The following is a 16,239-nucleotide window of genomic DNA, read 5'->3' as shown; positions in this document are numbered from 1 at the left end:
GCCGGGATCGCCCGAGGAGGTCGGTGTGCACGAACTGGTCAGCATGCTCCGCGAGAGTCGCCGGACGGTGGTCTTCACCGGTGCCGGCGTCAGCACGCTCTCCGGACTGCCCGATTTTCGCGGGGAGACGGGCCTTTATCGCAAGGTCGACGGCAACCTGATCTTCGATGTGGATGTCTTCCACGAGGATCCGTCGCTCTTCTATACCCACGGTCGCGACCTGATCTACGCACTCACCGATCACGAGCCGAGCCTCGTCCACCGCGAATGCGCCCGGCTGGAGGAGCTGGGTCTGGTGTGCGCCGTGGTGACCCAGAACATCGACATGCTCCACCAGCGGGCGGGGAGCGAGGAGGTCATCGAGCTGCACGGTTCGCCGGCGCTGCACTCGTGCCTCGCCTGCGGTCGCAGCTACGGCTACGACTGGGCGCGCCGCCTCGTGTTGGCCGGCGAGATCCCGCGTTGCGAGAGCTGCCAGGGCGTGGTCAAGCCCGACATCACCTTCTTCGGAGAGATGCTGCCGCCCGGCGCGCTGGAGCGGGCCTGCGAACTGGCCGCCAAGGCTGACCTGATGCTGGTGCTGGGCTCGTCGCTGGTGGTGCATCCGGCGGCGGGAGTTCCGCTGGTGACCTGCCGCTGCGGCGGCAAGCTGGCCATCGTCAACAAGGGGCCGACCCCCCTCGATTACCACTGCGATCTGCGTCTGGACGATCTCGAGACCACCTTCGCGGCGGTGGCGGCGGAAATCTGAGCGCATGGGATCGGCCGGCGCCCGCTGCCTTGTCCTTGCCTGCGACCCCACGCGGATGATAGATTCCTTCACTGTGCGCATCCCCCTGCCCGAATTCACAAAGGAAGGTTCCCGTGACTGAGACGACCACCAAAGGGAGACACCCGCAGGGTCTCTACCCCCTCTTCTTCACGGAGATGTGGGAGCGCCTGGCGTTCTACCTGATGCTGGGCATTCTGGTGCTCTACGCCACCGATACCGAGCGCGGCGGCCTGGGCCTGCCGCTGAAGCAGGCGGTGGAGATCTACGGCACCTACATGGCCTTCGTGTACTTCACGCCCTTCCTCGGCGGCATGATCGCCGACCGCTTCCTGGGCTTCCGCCGCTCGGTCTTCATCGGCGGTCTCTTCATGGCCACGGGGCTGTTCCTGCTGGGCATCCGCAGCCTGCCCACGCTCTACGCGGGCCTGACGCTGCTCTGCCTTGGCAACGGCCTGTTCAAGCCCAACATCTCGGCCATGGTGGGCAATCTCTACGAGGCGGGCGATCCCAAGCGCGACGCCGGCTTCAACATCTTCTACATGGGGATCAACATCGGCGCGGCGGCCTCGGCGCTGCTCTCGGCGCCGCTGCGCAACCTGTTCAGCTTCAACATGGCGTTCATCGCCGCGGGCGTGGGCCTGTTGATCGGCGTGACCATCCTCTCGCTCAACTGGAAGAAGCTGGCCCGGGCCGACAAGCGCTCCGAGCCCGATCCCGAGGACATCACCTTCGGGCAGATCGTGGTCCAGATCCTGGGGCCCGCGGCGCTCTGCGGCGCCCTGGGCTACTTCATCGGCAGCAAGTGGGCCTTCGTGGCCGACAGCATCGGTCCGGTGACCTTCGCCTTCCTGGTGGGCATGCTGCCGATCATGGGCTACTTCCTCTCGCTGTGGCTGCGCGCCAAGCCCGCCGAGAAGCCGGGCTTCGGGGCCCTGATCCCGGTGTTCATCGCGGGCGGCACCTTCTTCATGATCCTGCACCTCTCGGGCGGCCTGATGACCATCTACGCCGAGCACGAGACCGACCGCGAGATCCCGGCCCTGGCCATCGGGCCCTACAGCCAGCAGGCCATGCCGGGCTACTTCAACAACGCCGCCGAGTCCGTGCCGCGGCCAGACGAACGCACCCTGGTCCAGACCAGCGACGACGTGGAGGCCATGTTCGGCGCCCGCCGCATCTCCCAGTCCGGCCTGGCGGCCGTGACCGAGCCGGCGTTCATCGAGGCGGTGCCGGTGGACGATCCGGCGGTCCAGGGCGAGTGGTCGTTCCTCGCCTTGAAGGTCTTCCCCGACGAGAACCTCGAGGTCGAATCCTCCCTCGACGCCCACGGCGTGCCCGTGACCACGGTCAAGACCGTGCCCGAGACCGCCAAGGCCACCGCCGAGGTGGTGGTGCTGAAGACCGTCGAGGGCGCCCAGGTCCCGGCCCTGCTGGTCTCCGACGGCACCTACGCCACGGTCTACGAGAACGCCGGCAGCGAGCGCCTCGCCCCCGGCAAGTTCCTGGGCCTGGTCAATGCCGAGATGATCACCGCGCTGTTCAACCCGGTGTTCGTGGTCCTGCTCACCCCGGTGGTGGTCTTCATCTTCGGCCGGCTGGCCATGGCGGGGATCATGGTCTCCACCGCGCGCAAGATCTTCATCGGCATGCTCCTGACCACGGCCTCGCTCCTGATCATGGTCTGGTCGGCCAAGGTGGGGGGCAACGGCGCCATCAAGGTCTCGGTCATGTGGCTGATCATCTACTACCTGGTGATCACCTTCGGCGAGCTCTGCCTCTCGCCCATGGGGCTCAGTCTGGTGACCAAGCTCGCGCCCAAGCGCTACGTCGGCCTGATGATGGGCGGCTGGTTCCTGTCGACCGCGGTGGGCAACAAGCTCTCGGGCTTCATCAGCGGCCTGGCGCCCACGGCCATGATGTTCTTCATCCTGGCCATGTCCACCCTGCTGGTGGCGCTGTTCATCCTGGTGCTCTTGCCGAAGCTGGACAAGGCCATCAAGCAATACGGGGGTTGATGCGAACGCACCCGCCCGGCGATGTCCTCGCGCCCTTCGGGCGCTGCGGAGTTCGCCGGGCGGGTGACTCGCATCAGCGATTCCTTCTCCCCTGACATCGGAGTGATTCGATGAGACGGAGTTTGGTGCTTTGGGTGGTCGCGGTGGTGGTGACGCTCGGCAGTGCGGTTTGGCAGAGGATGACGGGGCCGTCGTATCCGTTGCGGGTGGACACCGCGGTGGGCGAGGCCACGGTCGCGGGGAAGCTGCCGCGCACGGGGACGGTGGATGTGCCGGTGGCGGTGAGGCTCGCGGCGACCGGCGAGGTCGGCGGCGAGTTGCGCTGGCGACGCTGGCCCACCGAGGACCCCTGGCAGACGGTGCGCATGTCACGCGAGGGGGACGCTCTGGTGGCCGAGCTGCCGCCTCAATCGCGGAAGGCGGCCAAGATCGAGTACCGTCTGCGGCTGAGCGACGGCGACGAGAATAGCGTCATCATCCCGACCCGGCTGCGGTTCAAGGGAGCGGTGCCCCTGCCCATCCTGGTCGTCCACATCTTCGCCATGTTCTTCGGCATGCTCTTCAGCCTGCGCGCGGGACTCGAGGCGCTGGTCAAGGGCGATGGCCTGCGCTGGCAGATCCTGGCCACGCTGGTTTGCCTGGGCGGCGGCGGGCTCCTGCTCGGCCCCATCGTCCAGCGGTATGCCTTCGATGCCTACTGGACCGGCTGGCCGGTGGGCGAGGACCTCACCGACAACAAGCTCGCCGTGGCGGTGGTCTTCTGGCTCATCGCCCTCTGGCAGCAGCGCCGTGGCTGCCGGGCTTGGTCCATCGTGGCGGCCTTGGTCACCTTCGTGATCTTCATGGTGCCGCACAGCCTGCACGGTTCGACCCACGACTGGGAGAGCGGCAGGCATATCCAGGCCGCCCTGGCCCGTTTCTGGCCGCTGGCCTAGCGATCGCCGTCTGGTAAGAACGGGCCCCGGAGCGTCATGCTCCGGGGCCTCCCTGCCCCCTCGCGGGTGGAAAGGGCCGGCGGGGCAGGGGTTGTCGGGGGATCAGCCCAGGACGGCCATGAGCGCGTCGTCCTCCCGCACCAGGGGCCACTCGGCCCGCTGGAAGCCGTGCAGCACCAGGCGATGTCCCACCACCAGGGCCGCGATGACCAGGATCCAGATCCCCACCAGTCCGCCGGGCACGTGCGCCACCAGCCAGTCGCCACCGATGAACGCCAGGGCGAGGAGGCTACCGGGGTCGAAGCCCACCGTCATGGCGAGCAGGAAGGGAGCCATGTAGAGAGTCAGCAGCAGGACCAGCAGGACCACGAACGTCACCTTGCGCCGCTTCTCCGAAACGCCCGGCCGGAAGAAACGCAGGTAGGTGGCCAGGGCGATCTGGAAGATCACTCCCGCCAGTAGCGCCTGCAGCGCCGCTCGGGCCGGCCAGGAGCGTGGCTCGAGCCCGGGATGATCGTGCCGCAATTCCATGGTTTCGCCGCGCAGGATCACGACCCGGTTCTGTTCGTCCCAGACCAGGTAACGGTCGCGGAACTCGGCGGCCGGGATGGTCTGGCCGAAGATGTGTGTGGTGGCACGTTCCAGCTGCCAGGCGACGGCTGCCAGCGAGGCGCCCAGCGGCGTGTGGTAGGGTTTGTAGAGCACCGGCCCCGAACGCCCGAACGGTCGCCAGTTGTCGGGCGGCGTGATCTCGGTGCCGTCGGGCGCCACCTCCGTCGGTGGTGTGGACCAGGACACCGCGAAGTACTGGGGCTCCATGCGCAGGCCGTAGGTGTCGGGCTCCGTGTTGAAGACCAGCGGTTCCCAGCCGGGATCAGGCCGCAGCTCGGCGAGGATCTCTCCCGTGACATAGCCGCCGACCAGGAGGCAGAGCTGGGGGACCAGCAGGTAGCTCAACAGGCGGTGCCGCGACAGCGCCAGATGGTCGAGCAGCGAGAGGCGGAGCAGCGGCGCGCCCACCATGGCGAAGAGGCAGTACGCGGCGATGGTGACGAACAGAATACCCGTGTCCTCGCCCCTGGTCAGGGTGTTGGTGAAGCGGCTGAGCCACAGCCCGATCAACACCAGGAACGGCGCGGCCACCAGCAGCAGGGCCGGGTGCTTGCTGGCGGTCATCAGCACCACGAGCCAGGTCGGCAGGCGTCGCCACCAGGGCAGGCGGCCGGCCACGGCGCCGCTTTCGCGGTACGGTCGCGCCGGCAAGAGTGCGCGTGGGGCGAGGCTCAGCGCGGGGGGGACCCGGCGGGCCGTGACGAGCAGGAGGATCACGGCGGCCACCGTGACCACGGCCGCCAGCAACGGCCCGCCGTGACGGCCGCCGAGTACGAGTCCGGCGAAGCAGCCGAGTCCCAGCAAGGCCTGGCGCAGGATCCAGCCGCGAGTGCGGGGGATGATGGCGAGCTCGGGGCGATCGCTCACGATCAGGGCCACCAGCAGGAGCCACCAGGCCAGGAATTGCCGCCAGAGCGGGCCGAGCCAGGGGGCGAGCGAGGTGGTCTCCGCGCCGTTGCCGGCGACGGTGCTCGACACCTCCCGCACCAACCAGGTCTCCAGGCCGAGGCAGATCAAAAGCATCGCCCCGGAGACCAGCATGACGGTCGTCAGATGCGACCACCACAGCGTGCGCGAAGCGATGGGCAGGCTCAGAGGCAAGGACCGCACCCGGGTCGTGTGCGGGCCGTAGAGCAGGTAGAGCGCGGGCAGGATCCAGGTGGCGGTCAGCATCAACCAGGGCGCGCTCAGCGATTCCTTGGCGACCTGGTAGCTCAGCAGTCCCAGCCAGACCGTGGCCGTGGACAGGACCATGAGCGCCCACTTGATCACGGACGGATGGAGCGAAGGATGGTGACGCACCATGGTCCGGAACATCAGCGACCTCCTCCCACCAGCTCGATGAACATCTCCTCGAGGGGCAGCGGCAGGCAGCGCAGGTCGGCGAGGTCGAGGTCGCGGGTCAGGGTCCGGTGGCAACGTTCGGGCTCCAGCTCGAAGATGGCGCGGACGGTGCCGTCGCGCTCGCGCGCCGACAGGCAACTGGGCCGGGCCAGGAGGTCGGCGGCTGTCACCTGGTCGCTGGGCGCCAGGGCCAGGCAGTAGCCCTCGCGCACGTCGTCCAGCGCGCTGTCGATCCACTTCTGGCCGTCGTGGAGCATGACCAGCCGGCTGGCCAGGCGCTCGACGTCGGTCATGTGGTGGCTCGAGAAGAGGATGGTCGAGCCCGACTCGCCCAGCAGCTGGATGGCGGTCTCGAGGAACTCGCGCCGCATGGCGGGGTCGAGGCCACCGGCGGGTTCGTCGAGCAGGAGCAGCGGGGGGCGGTGGGCCACGGCGCAGAGCAGCGCCACCTGGCGCGCCTGGCCCTTGCTGAGCTGCTTGATGCGCTGGTCGCCGCGCATGTGGAAGCGGGACGAGAGGTCGCGGGCGAGGTCGGCGTCCCAGTCGGGGTAGAGGCGGCGGTGCAGGTCGATGACCTCCTCGACCCGCAGGAACGACGGCAGGACCTGGTCCTCCGAGACGTAGCCCACGCGCTGCTTCACCGCCACCGGATCCTGGCGCGGATCGCGGTCGAACACGCGCACGGTCCCGGTCTGGGGTTCGAGCAGGCCCAGGGCGATGCGCAGCAGGGTGGTCTTGCCGGCCCCGTTGCGGCCCAGGAGGCCGAGGACCTCGCCGGCGGTGACGGTCAGGTCCACGCCGGTCAGGACGTCCTCGTTCTTGTGGTAGGCACGGCTCACGTTGCGCATTTCCAGCACGTTCATGACGTCTCCTCGGAATCCTGTCCCGCGTCCGCCAGCAAGCGGCGCAGGAGGGTCACGGCCTCGTCGGGATCGATGCCCAGTTCGCGCGCCAGTTCGGCGGCGGGACGCAGGGTCCGCTCGAGCTGGGCCAGCTTGCGCGCACCCATCTCGTCGGCCGGCAGGTCGGACACGATCAACGGCTTGCCTGGACGGCGGTCGAGGATCCCCTCGCGTTCGAGCAGATTGTAGGCCTTGCTGATGGTCATGGGATTCACCCCCAGGGGAACGGCCAGCGAGCGGACGGAGGGCAGCGGGTCGCCAGGATGCAGGCGGCCGCTGGCGATGGCCAGCTTCACCTGATCCATGAGTTGTCGGAAGAGGGGCACCCCGCTGTGCGGGTCCACCACGAAGAGCATGCCGGGGATCCTTTCGCGCCTTGCCCTTTCCACCCGGACCGAAGGCCAACCCATGGGCCATGATAAAGTGTATTGGTGTATTAGTCAACCAATACACCTTACGCGGGATGGTGGGATGGGTTGCACGAAAAAATCGAGAGGTGCGCCGGATGGGCCAGGCGCATAGGACCGGAGTCCCGCTACCAGCCGACCTTTCGGCCGGCGTTCTGCTCGGTGAGCCAGGCCAGGAGCGGCTCGTAGTAATCCAGCAGGGCCGAGGCGCTGAGGGGTTCCCCGGTGGCTTCGTACAGGAGCTGGCTCCAGTCTCGGGTGGCGCCCGCGGCGAGGATGGACTCGAGGTAGATGCCCACCTGGGTGTTGCCGTAGTAGTTGGCCTCGCGCACGTCCTGCTGCAGGATCTGCTGGCAGATGTAGCGGTGGAGCTGGTGCAGGATCACGTAGCTGATGGCGTAATCGTAATACTGGGCGGGGTCGTCGTTGATGTGGGTCTTGGTGGCGGGGTCGCAGAAATCCTCGCCGCGGACGGCCGGTGGGGCGATGCCCTGGTACTGGGCGGCGTACTGCCACCAGCGCTCGTTGAAGAGATGCCGGGGCAGCTCGTCCTCGTAGAAGTCGTGCTCCCAGTGGGTCATGGTGCCGCAGGCGAAGGGCAGGAACACTACCGGTCCGGTGAGCGCCTGGCTCAGCAGCCAGCGCACCTGGTCGGGTGCCTCGGTGGCCTGGAGCAGGTCGATCTCCATGAGGTAGGGGACCTGGTTGCTGGCCAGCTCGATCAGGGTGCCCACGGCCTCGTGGAAACCGCGGTTGGCCCCGGCCCTCAGGATGGCGGGCACCTCGGGACGCGCGTAGCTGAGATAGTAGTACACGTGTCCCAGCTCGTGGTGGACCGTGCTGAACCAGCGGAAGTCGTTGCGGACGCTCATGAGCGAGCGGACGTCCTGGTCGAGGTCGATGTGCCAGGCCGAGGCGTGGGTGTTCTTGCGCCGGTTGGCGTCGGCGGGCAGTTCGTAGAGGTCGCTCCGACCCCAGAAGGTCAACGGCAGCGCGGGAAAACCCAGGCTCATGTAGAACCGTTCACCCTGCTCGATGAGCCACTGCGGCGAGACGTCGCGGAGCATGCCGTCCAGGTCGATGCCCGCCACGATGCCCGGCCACTCCTGGCCATACCGGTTGGGCAGCCAGTGCGCCGGGATCAGCGCGGGCACGGACTCCTGGGCGTAGCGGGCGGCCAGCTCGTGGCGGACCCAGCACTGGAGCTGTTCATAGAGCGGCCGGTTGCCCTCGATCAGATCGTCCATGAGCATCATCATCTCGGCGCTGGTCAGCCCGTAGTCGGCGCATTCCAGCCCGAAGAACGAGCTGTAGCCCATCTTCCGGGCCACGGCGTTGCGCAGGGTCTGCAGCTCGGTGAGTCCGTCCTTGAGGACCGGGCCCACGCTCTTGCTGCATTCCCAGACGGCCCGTCGCTCGCCCAGGTCGCGGCTGTCCATGAGCAGCTGATCGAGCTGGTTGACCGTGACCTCGTGGGGCTCCCGGCCCGGCACGGTCAGCAGGTAACGGTGGCCATAGAGCGCCGCGTTCTGGGTGGATTCGGCCTGCAGCAGCTTGCGGACCGTGGCCGGGGCGGTGCCGGGGTAATGGGCGGCCAGCTGCCAGGCCCGTTCGAGCTGTCGCGACTGCAGGTCGCTCAGCTCCTGAGCCTTGCGCAACTGCTGGAGGCGGTCGATCACCTTGCGGCTGCCGACGTAGTCGGCCAGGTCCTGGGCCGCCAGGACCTCGGCCTTGCTGTTGGCTTCGGTGATGTCCACGTTGGCCTGCCACTTGGCGCTCTCGGCGGCGGTCCAGAGCTGTCGGTACTGCGCGTTGTATTCATCGAGGAACGCATCCACCTCGCCGAGCGACGGGGGCGGGTGTTCCGCTGCGATCCGGTGGGAGTCGGCTGGACCGGCGGGCTGACGCTCGCGCCCGAGCAAGATGATGAGCAACACGCCGGCGGCGAGCAGCACCACGCCGGCGATGGTCAGCCTGCGGATCTCCATGCCTCTCCTTCCACGCCGCGAGTCGTTGGCCTCCAGGGCGAATCATACGCACGCCACCGGTTTCCTGTAAAGAAACGCCTGTGGCCTGGCGAAGGGTTCCTGCCCGGAAGTTGGCGGGGGACTGCTCAGCGACGGAAGCGCCAGAAACCATAGGCCCCGAGCAACAGGACGGCGGCCCCGATGGTCAGCCACGGGATGCGGCGTCGCTCGGGGCGGGGTCGCGCGCGCTCCGCCGGTGCCGGCTCGTCCCCGGTCTGGAACGCCGACTGGACGTCTTCCGGAGGCGGAGCGCCCACGCTCACCTCGACCTCTTCGCCCGGAGTCAGCGGCTCGCCGAGCCAGCGGCTGAATTCGGTGTAGGCGCTGCTCTGGTCACGTTCCAGATCGAAGCTGCGGATGGCGATATCGGCCGGCCAGGCGAGCAGGCTCCAGCTCGCCACCGCCAGGTTGGACGCCACCACCAGCTCCACCCGGTCGGGCGCCGACAGCAGTCCCTTGATCGAGATCCGCGCCTCGCCCGGGGGCAACGCGACGGCGACCCCGTGCAGGCCGTCGGCCGTGGCGCGCAGATCGGCCGTGAGCGGGTCCGGGCCCCGGTCCACCTCCACGGTCACCGAGCGCATCCCGGCCGGCAGTCGCAGCCGCACCGGCAGGGCCTCGGCGCTCATGGTCCGCTGGGGGCGCGACTGGTTGTCCACGGTGGCGATGTACTCCAGCTCGAAGCCGCCCTCGCGCAGGCGGACCACGACGTTCATTCCGGTGATGGAGAGGCCGTCGAGATCATCGGTCTGGGAGAAGGCATAGACCACCAGCGGCTTGCCGTCGAGGAACGCCTGGCCGGTCTGCTTGGCGTGATAGGCCACCCCGTCGACCCAGGCGGTGACGATGTAGGGCTTGAAGTTGAAGGCTTGAAGATCCTCGAAGGTGATCTCGCCGTCCACGGGCCCGCCGTCGGCCATGACGGTCATCACGGCGCCCATCTCGCGGATCAGCACCCGGTCGGCGCGCGCCGGCTCCCCGGTGGTGCCATTGACCACGCGCACGGTCATGGCGGTGGCCTGCCGTTCGAGGATGGCGTCCTGTCCGGTCGCGGTCTGTCCGAGCGGGCCCAGCAGGAGCACCAGCAGGCCGCAGGTGAGCAGGTGACGGGACATGCAGACCAACCTCCTTCACGACGGCCTGACTTGCCGGTGCGGGGATTCATGAGGTACACTCGGGCGGGATCTTCAACCCTGGCCGGGAGTATCGACCTCATGGCACGTCGTGTCCACCTCTGTCTGGCGCTGCTGCTGGCGGCTGGATCCGCCCTGGCGACCTTCCCGCCGCCGGGCCTGGTCCTGTGGGGTCGTGAGAGCTACACCCTCGACCAGGGCGAGTCGGTGATCTTCCAGGTGGATTTCGACCAGATCCCCGTGCGTCGCTGGACGCTGCTGGTGGAGGGCGATATGCGGCGCTCCCACCTCAACGTGCGCCGCGCCCGCGACGGTCAGCTGGTCCACGACCAGCGCGGCGAGGCCAGGCACGAGGTGGAGATCCCCTGGGGAACCGGCGAATCCATCTCCTGCGTCCTGACGGCCACCCACGAGAGCGGCCCTTACATGGTATCGATCTGGGGACCACCGCAGGATGATTACCTGCGGTCCTACGGCTACGAGGTCAACCGGGCGCTGGAGGCCCTGGAGCGCGAGGAGCGCGACGATGCCAGCCGACATCTGCAGCAGGCCATGCGCGACGATCCGGAGGACCCTGTGGCGGCCACCCTCTGGCAGGCCCTGACCCAGGGCGCCGATCTGCCCACCGCAGCGGGACAGCGACCGGGCAGCGGAGTCGTCGGGGATCCGGCGACGGTCCGGCGGGTCGCGGAGATGCGGGCGCACGCCGAGCAGTTGCGCCGCGAAGGGCAGGCCTATGCCGCCCTGGACACGCTGCAGCGCACGCTGCAGGAGCCCATGGGAGCCGACCTGCTGGCGCACGTCTATGCCGACCTGGTGCCGTTGCACCTCGATCTCGGCAATGCCGTCCAGGCCGCAGAAGCGCTGGCCGCCGCCGAGGCCCTGGGGCTGCCGGCAGACGAGATCGCCGCCTTGCGGCGGCGACTCGAAGCTGCAGGAGACTGAGGCGGATCAGGGCATCCGGCCGGCCAGGGCCGTCTGGCCCACGTCGCGGTCGTAGGCGCGCCGATCACCGCAGAGAAAGAACAGCCCATAGCCGGTATAGTAGCGCTGGGGTCGGTCGGAAGTGCCCAGGCGCTGAGCGGGCTCGGCGCCGGCCAGGGGGAAGAACGCCATGTACGGCCGGTACATCGCGGCCCATTCGAAGCAGTGCTGGGCGGTGGCCTGCTCGCCGGCGCGGGCATAGAGGAGTCCCTGGTCCTGCCAGAAGCGCCAGGCCAGGCGCGAGGGGAATTCCAGGTCGGTGGGCGGCGCGCCCAGCAACCAGATGGTGTGCTTCATGTCGCCGGATGGCGCCCCGGCCACGGCCTTGATCCAGCGGCGGCCGAAGTCGGATTCCTGCCGCGGCCAGGCGCCACGGTCGTAGCCCAGGGCCTGGAAATTGGGTGGCGACAGGTGCCAGCGGAGGTCCTCGCGGACTCCGCCCCGCAAGGTCCGGCGCAGGACCGCGTAGCGGGGGATGTCCCGGGCCTGCTCCATGGCGGCGAGCCATTCGCCCTGGTCGGCGAGGGCCAGGCCGCGCAGGATCCTGCTCTCGAGCAGGCGGTCGGCTCGTTCGGGCGAAGCCGCCTGGACCCAGGGCGCGGCGTGATCCAGATAAGCCAGGGTCAGGGCGGGCTGGCCGATGTCCCGGGCCAGCCAGGCCAGGTCCAGGAGGATGTCGCGGCGCAGGCGGGCCAGGTCGCCCTCGGTGCTCTGGATGGGATCCACCTGATCCATGGCGGCGAGGGCGGCGGTGAGGGCGCGCTGCTGGCGCTGGCGGTCGCCCACCACGCCGTAGAAGTAGGCCAGGTCGCGCCAGGCCGCCGCGTGCGACGGATCGAGGCCCGTGGCCCGCACGAGGTGGCTGATGGCGCTGGACACCGCGGTCTCGGCTCCGATGGGAATGGGGGCGTTGTCCACGGCGTTGAGGTTGGGCAGGTAGCCGCGCGAGGCTTCCATGCGGTATCGCTGCAGGGGATCGAGCGCCACGCGGCGGGCCTCGGCCAGGTGGTTGCGGGCGAGGCGGCGGCGCTCCGCCTGCTCTGATTCCACGAGGGAGAGGAAGGGGATCAGGCCCAGCGAGTCCCACTCCGCGACGTAGGTGACCGCCTTCTGGTAGTCCTCGGCGGGCTTGCGGCGGCCGAGGTTCTGGGCGGTCACGTAGTCCCGGATGTTGACCATGATGTAGCGGTCCAGCTGCCAGTCGGCATGGTCCCAGTCGACATACAGTCCGTCCGGGACGTGCTGGTCGGATCGGAAATCACTGGTTGGTGTCGTAGCGGCACAGCCGGCCAGGCCCACGAGGGCCACGCCGGCGAAGCCGAGCATCCAGGATCTGAACCGGTCCATTCCCAATCCCTCCGAGCTTCTCTCCCCGTATGAAGTTACAGCATCGCAGCAAGCCTGTCACCCCCGAGCTTGGCTTCCCCGGCGGCATCCTCTACCTTCGAGGAGAACCCGCGTCGCCAGCATCCATCGGAGGCAGCCATGCGTCTCGCGCTCTTCGGCCCCGCGCCCCCGCTGCGAGGGGGCATCGTCGCCGCCCAGGCCAACCTCTACCGCACGCTCGAGGCGCGGGGGCACGAGCTGCACTGGACGGGGTTCCGACGACAGTATCCCGACGTCCTCTTCCCGGGCACGTCCCAGGAGGGCGCCGTGGCGCCCTGGCTGCAGTGTCCGAGCCACCGGATCTTCGTGCCCTGGGATCCCTGGTCGTGGGCGCGGTCGGCCGCCGACCTGCTGGACAGCCGGCCCGACGCCGTGATCGCGCGCTGGTGGCTGCCCTTCTTCGCCGTGGGCTTCCGCGAGGTCCTGCGCCGCGTGCGCCGGCGGGCGCGGGTGGTGTGGGTGCTGGACAACGTGGTGCCCCACGAACGCTACCCGCTGGGGATGTGGCTGACCAGGCAGGCGCTGCGACAGGGACACGCCTTCGTGGCCCAGAGCGAACAGGTCCGCCGGGAACTGCTCGCTCTGCTGCCGGACACCGATGCCGGGGCGGTCCGCCTGGCGCCGCACCCGGTCTACGACTACGGCGATCCGCAGCGGCCCCGCCCCACGCGCGCCGAGGCCCGCCGCCAGCTCGACCTGCCGGCGGACACGCGGGTGCTCCTGTTCTTCGGCTTCATCAAGCCCTACAAGGGGCTGATGCATCTCATCGACGCGGCGCCCCGGCTGCGCGAACGCTACGGCCCCGACGGCGTGCGCATCCTGGCGGTGGGGGACATCTACGGCGATCCCGCACCCTACCGCGAGCGCATCGCCGCCTCGGGAGCCGCCGACATCCTGCGGCTGCATGCCGAGTATGTAGCCGACGAGGAGGTGGAGCGCTGGTTCGTGGCCAGCGACCTGGTGGTGCTGCCCTACGTCACCGCCACCCAGAGCGGCATCGTGCAGATCGCGTGGAACTACGACAAGCCGGTGGTCACCACCCGGGTCGGTGGCCTGCCCGAGGTGATCCGCGACGGCGAGACGGGCTTCCTGGTGGAGCCGGCCGACCCCGCCGCCCTGGCAGCCGCCTGCATCCGTTTCTTCGACGAGGGCCACGGCGAGCCGATGGCCGCGGCGGTGGCCCGGGAGAAGGGGAAGTACTCCTGGGATCGCCAGGCCGCGGCCATCGAGGATCTGGTGCGCGCCGGTCTGCCGGGCATCTAGGGCGCCTGGTCCAGGTTGCGCGCCATCTCCTGCAGGATCGCGCTGCCGGGGGTCAGAGCGAGCGCCCGGTCCACCACGGGGCGGGCGAGGTCGCGCCGGTCGTGGTCGAGCAGGATGGTGGCGGCGAGGATCAGGGTCTCGACATCCTCGTCCTGGCCGGCCCGGTCCAGGCCCGAAGCGATCTCTTCCGCACGGGCGAGGTCGCCCTGGTCTCGGTCGGCGTACAGCAGCAGCCGCCGCTCGGTGGGCGTGAGCCGGTCGGGCCACAGCGCCGCCAGGGTGGTCTGCGCCAGCTCGGGTTCGCCAGCCATGAGGGCCGCCTGGGCCAGGCGGGTCCGATTCAGCTCGCTGGGATCGTCGGCATATTGTTTTCGGAGCTGCTGCAGGATGGCGGCCCGCGTTTCCGGCGAACACGTCACCAGGTCGGCCAGCCCCTCGCCGCCGGCTACGGCCACGTCCATCAGGCCGGACAGTTCGCGACGTTGCTCCTCGGGCAAGTCCAGATGGACCGGTTCGGTGGCCATCTGGAGCGTGTAGTACGTCTCTTCGCCGGCCACCCGGACCATCTGGGCGATCTGCGGGTTCTCGGGCCAGAGTTCCTGGGCGCGGGCGAAATCGCGGCGAGCCAGCGGGAGGTTCCTGGCCCGATAGTGGATCAGACCGCGGTTGTAGAGATAGGTGGCGTTGGCCGGCTGCAATGCCACGGCCCGATCCATGGCCGCGACCGCCGCTTCCTGGTGTCCCAGCATTCCCTCGCACAGACCCAGGGATTGCCAACCCACGTGAGCCTCGGGCTCGCGCTCGACGAAGGTGGCGAGCCAGGGCCTTGCCCCGGTCCAGTCCTCGTCGTTGAAGCGACAGAGGCCGAGCATGAGGGCGAGGTCGGCGGGGGCACGGCCGCGGTCGGCGAGCTCGTCCCAGGCGGCGCTCAGGTCCTGCTCCGCCGCCGCGTAATCCGCGGCCAGGAAGGACAGTCGACCGCGCACCGCCAGGGCTTCGGCGGCGAAGAAGCCGCGCCGGATGCAGGCGTCGAGCGCCTCGCCGGCCACGCGCCGCAGCATGGCCTGGGCGTGGGGGTCGTCCTCGACCTGGCTGGCCAGCGCCGCGTTGGCGGCGTAGCTCCAGAGGCTGCCGCTGGTGAAGAAGGTGCCGTAGGCCAGGAAGTAGGGCTGGCCGGTCGCGGCCAGTCCGTGGACGCGGGGCACGCCGTGGCCCTGGCCCAGGGGATAGTAGATGAAGAACGGCCGGTAGACCGCCGCGCGCGCCCAGCAGACCTGGGCCAGTTCGTACTCGCCGAGCTGCTCGTAGATCAAGCCCTGGTCCTGCCACCAGCGCCGCGCCACCCGCGGCTGGAACTCGAGCTCGGTCATGACGCGGCCGAGGTTCTCCTGCACCGTGGCGGCCGCCTGCCCGCGCGCGAGCGACGACCAGGCCTTCACCCAGCGACGCAGATAGTCGCTGCTGCGGTGCTCCAGGGCCTTGGGGTCCTGCACCGTGTCCTGCCACTCGGGACGGAGGTTGTGGACGGGGCTTTCGCCCAGGTTGAAGCGCTGGTAATAGACGGTGCGCTGGTTCTCCAGGTGGACGTAGGTGCGGTGCGGCGCACCGGTGCGCGACGGCAGGTCCATGACCGGCAGCTTGGGCAGGATGGCGGTGGCGGCGTGATGCTCGCCCCGCTCGGCGTGCACGAGCGCCCGGATCAGCAGACCCTCGGTCCAGGACGCGAGGGCCGGTTCGACGGTGGTCCGCGAAAGCTCGTCGCGATGGTCCGCCAGCCAGTCGAGGCACTCCTGGAAGCGGCCCGCTTCCCGCAAGGCCCAGGCCCGATCGAGGATCACCTGGTCGCGGTAGAGGCGCCAGGCCTCGCGCTGATCGGCCGGCAGGTCGTCCCAGGCGGCAAGGAAGCCCTGACGGGCGCGTTCGGCGCGTTCGTGGTCGCCGGCCAGGTCGCTGAAGTAAGCCAGGTGGCTCCAGATCTCCGCGTTCGTGGGGTCGAGGACCGCGGCCCGGTCGAGCCGCCGCAGGGCGGTGGTCACCGCCTCGGCGAAGCCCGGCGTTTCCCACATGAGGTCGCCGATGTAATTGACCTCGTTCCGCTGCATGGCATCGCGGAGGCCGCCGGCGTACCCGACGAGGGTGGTGCGTGCCTGCTCGAGCAGGTCGGCGGCGCGCTCGCGCTGGGAGGCCTGGCGTTCGGCCGGCAGGGCGGCGAAGTCCTCGCGGTCGGCGAGCGAGGGGGTGGCGCCGGCGTTGAGGGTGGCGCGGTACTGCTGCCAGGGGTCGGTCGGCTGGCGGTCGTGGAAGAGGTAGCGGCTGACCAGGGTGGCGCGGTCGAGCCGCCAGTCGAGGCGATCCCAGTCGATGGGGTCGGCGCTGGCCAGACCGACCAGGCAGAGGCACCCCAGGGCGGTGCCGGCAAGGTATCGGCGCATGTTCCTCTCCCTCGGGTGGTGGGCCCC

At 69.3% G+C, this 16,239-nt stretch carries 12 protein-coding genes; 5 read left to right on the top strand and 7 right to left on the bottom strand.

Features of this window, described 5'->3' with window-relative positions; all coding sequences use genetic code 11:
- The first annotated feature begins 25 nt into the window (after positions 1 to 25).
- From IFSED24_RS07770 to IFSED24_RS07760, 3 genes are all read left to right on the top strand, one after another.
- Positions 26 to 751, top strand: a complete 726-nt coding sequence (locus IFSED24_RS07770) for a Sir2 family NAD-dependent protein deacetylase (protein ID WP_491334647.1) — start codon at positions 26 to 28, stop codon at positions 749 to 751.
- A 113-nt stretch (positions 752 to 864) separates the two neighbouring features.
- Entirely contained in the window at positions 865 to 2,787 is a 1,923-nt protein-coding gene (locus tag IFSED24_RS07765) for a peptide MFS transporter (RefSeq protein WP_491334646.1), read from the top strand.
- 110 nt (positions 2,788 to 2,897) lie between these two features.
- Complete coding sequence (locus tag IFSED24_RS07760) at positions 2,898 to 3,722, top strand: hypothetical protein (RefSeq protein WP_491334645.1); 825 nt, start codon at positions 2,898 to 2,900, stop codon at positions 3,720 to 3,722.
- Positions 3,723 to 3,824: 102 nt separating this feature from the next.
- Here the strand turns inward: IFSED24_RS07760 and IFSED24_RS07755 are convergent, their stop codons facing one another.
- The 5 genes from IFSED24_RS07755 to IFSED24_RS07735 all read right to left on the bottom strand — a co-directional run bounded on the left by IFSED24_RS07755 (position 3,825) and on the right by IFSED24_RS07735 (position 10,129).
- Positions 3,825 to 5,651: a hypothetical protein gene (locus tag IFSED24_RS07755; protein WP_491334644.1), complete on the bottom strand. Its 1,827-nt coding sequence runs from the start codon at positions 5,649 to 5,651 to the stop codon at positions 3,825 to 3,827.
- Complete coding sequence (locus IFSED24_RS07750; RefSeq protein ID WP_491334643.1) at positions 5,651 to 6,541, bottom strand: ABC transporter ATP-binding protein; 891 nt, start codon at positions 6,539 to 6,541, stop codon at positions 5,651 to 5,653. Before IFSED24_RS07750 ends, IFSED24_RS07755 begins: the two co-directional genes overlap by 1 nt.
- Positions 6,538 to 6,936 carry a GntR family transcriptional regulator gene (locus tag IFSED24_RS07745; protein ID WP_491334642.1) on the bottom strand — a complete coding sequence of 133 codons (399 nt, stop codon included), beginning with the start codon at positions 6,934 to 6,936 and terminating at the stop codon, positions 6,538 to 6,540. The genes IFSED24_RS07750 and IFSED24_RS07745 overlap by 4 nt, the downstream gene beginning before the upstream one ends.
- 179 nt (positions 6,937 to 7,115) lie before the next feature.
- Positions 7,116 to 8,975, bottom strand: a complete 1,860-nt coding sequence (locus IFSED24_RS07740) for a M2 family metallopeptidase (protein ID WP_491334641.1) — start codon at positions 8,973 to 8,975, stop codon at positions 7,116 to 7,118.
- 125 nt (positions 8,976 to 9,100) lie between these two features.
- Positions 9,101 to 10,129, bottom strand: coding sequence for a hypothetical protein (locus IFSED24_RS07735; protein ID WP_491334640.1), 1,029 nt, complete (start codon positions 10,127 to 10,129; stop codon positions 9,101 to 9,103).
- A 99-nt stretch (positions 10,130 to 10,228) separates the two neighbouring features.
- Between IFSED24_RS07735 and IFSED24_RS07730 the strand changes: the two genes are divergently transcribed.
- Complete coding sequence (locus tag IFSED24_RS07730) at positions 10,229 to 11,092, top strand: hypothetical protein (RefSeq protein ID WP_491334639.1); 864 nt, start codon at positions 10,229 to 10,231, stop codon at positions 11,090 to 11,092.
- Between the two features lie 6 nt (positions 11,093 to 11,098).
- Here the strand turns inward: IFSED24_RS07730 and IFSED24_RS07725 are convergent, their stop codons facing one another.
- Positions 11,099 to 12,478: a hypothetical protein gene (locus tag IFSED24_RS07725; RefSeq protein WP_491334638.1), complete on the bottom strand. Its 1,380-nt coding sequence runs from the start codon at positions 12,476 to 12,478 to the stop codon at positions 11,099 to 11,101.
- A 138-nt stretch (positions 12,479 to 12,616) separates the two neighbouring features.
- Between IFSED24_RS07725 and IFSED24_RS07720 the strand changes: the two genes are divergently transcribed.
- Positions 12,617 to 13,780 (top strand): glycosyltransferase, encoded by a 1,164-nt coding sequence (locus tag IFSED24_RS07720; RefSeq protein ID WP_491334637.1) that lies wholly within the window; start codon positions 12,617 to 12,619, stop codon positions 13,778 to 13,780.
- Here IFSED24_RS07720 and IFSED24_RS07715 read toward each other — a convergent pair.
- On the bottom strand, positions 13,777 to 16,212 hold the full coding sequence (locus tag IFSED24_RS07715) for a tetratricopeptide repeat protein (protein WP_491334636.1): 2,436 nt from the start codon (positions 16,210 to 16,212) through the stop codon (positions 13,777 to 13,779). The two genes, IFSED24_RS07720 and IFSED24_RS07715, sit on opposite strands and share 4 nt — an antisense overlap.
- Between the last annotated feature and the right edge of the window lie 27 nt (positions 16,213 to 16,239).

This window comes from Candidatus Latescibacter sp. IFSED24, from assembly GCF_058273205.1.
Note: the sequence above shows the minus strand (reverse complement) of the source record. Positions and strands in the feature narration are given on the sequence as shown.

Coding starts and splice junctions, on each gene's coding strand:
- IFSED24_RS07760 (WP_491334645.1), top strand. CDS start 2,898: ATGAGACGGAGTTTGGTGCTTTGGGTGGTCGCGGTGGTGGTGACGCTC.
- IFSED24_RS07755 (WP_491334644.1), bottom strand. CDS start 5,651: ATGTTCCGGACCATGGTGCGTCACCATCCTTCGCTCCATCCGTCCGTG.
- IFSED24_RS07750 (WP_491334643.1), bottom strand. CDS start 6,541: ATGAACGTGCTGGAAATGCGCAACGTGAGCCGTGCCTACCACAAGAAC.
- IFSED24_RS07745 (WP_491334642.1), bottom strand. CDS start 6,936: ATGCTCTTCGTGGTGGACCCGCACAGCGGGGTGCCCCTCTTCCGACAA.
- IFSED24_RS07740 (WP_491334641.1), bottom strand. CDS start 8,975: ATGGAGATCCGCAGGCTGACCATCGCCGGCGTGGTGCTGCTCGCCGCC.
- IFSED24_RS07735 (WP_491334640.1), bottom strand. CDS start 10,129: ATGTCCCGTCACCTGCTCACCTGCGGCCTGCTGGTGCTCCTGCTGGGC.
- IFSED24_RS07730 (WP_491334639.1), top strand. CDS start 10,229: ATGGCACGTCGTGTCCACCTCTGTCTGGCGCTGCTGCTGGCGGCTGGA.
- IFSED24_RS07725 (WP_491334638.1), bottom strand. CDS start 12,478: ATGGACCGGTTCAGATCCTGGATGCTCGGCTTCGCCGGCGTGGCCCTC.
- IFSED24_RS07720 (WP_491334637.1), top strand. CDS start 12,617: ATGCGTCTCGCGCTCTTCGGCCCCGCGCCCCCGCTGCGAGGGGGCATC.
- IFSED24_RS07715 (WP_491334636.1), bottom strand. CDS start 16,212: ATGCGCCGATACCTTGCCGGCACCGCCCTGGGGTGCCTCTGCCTGGTC.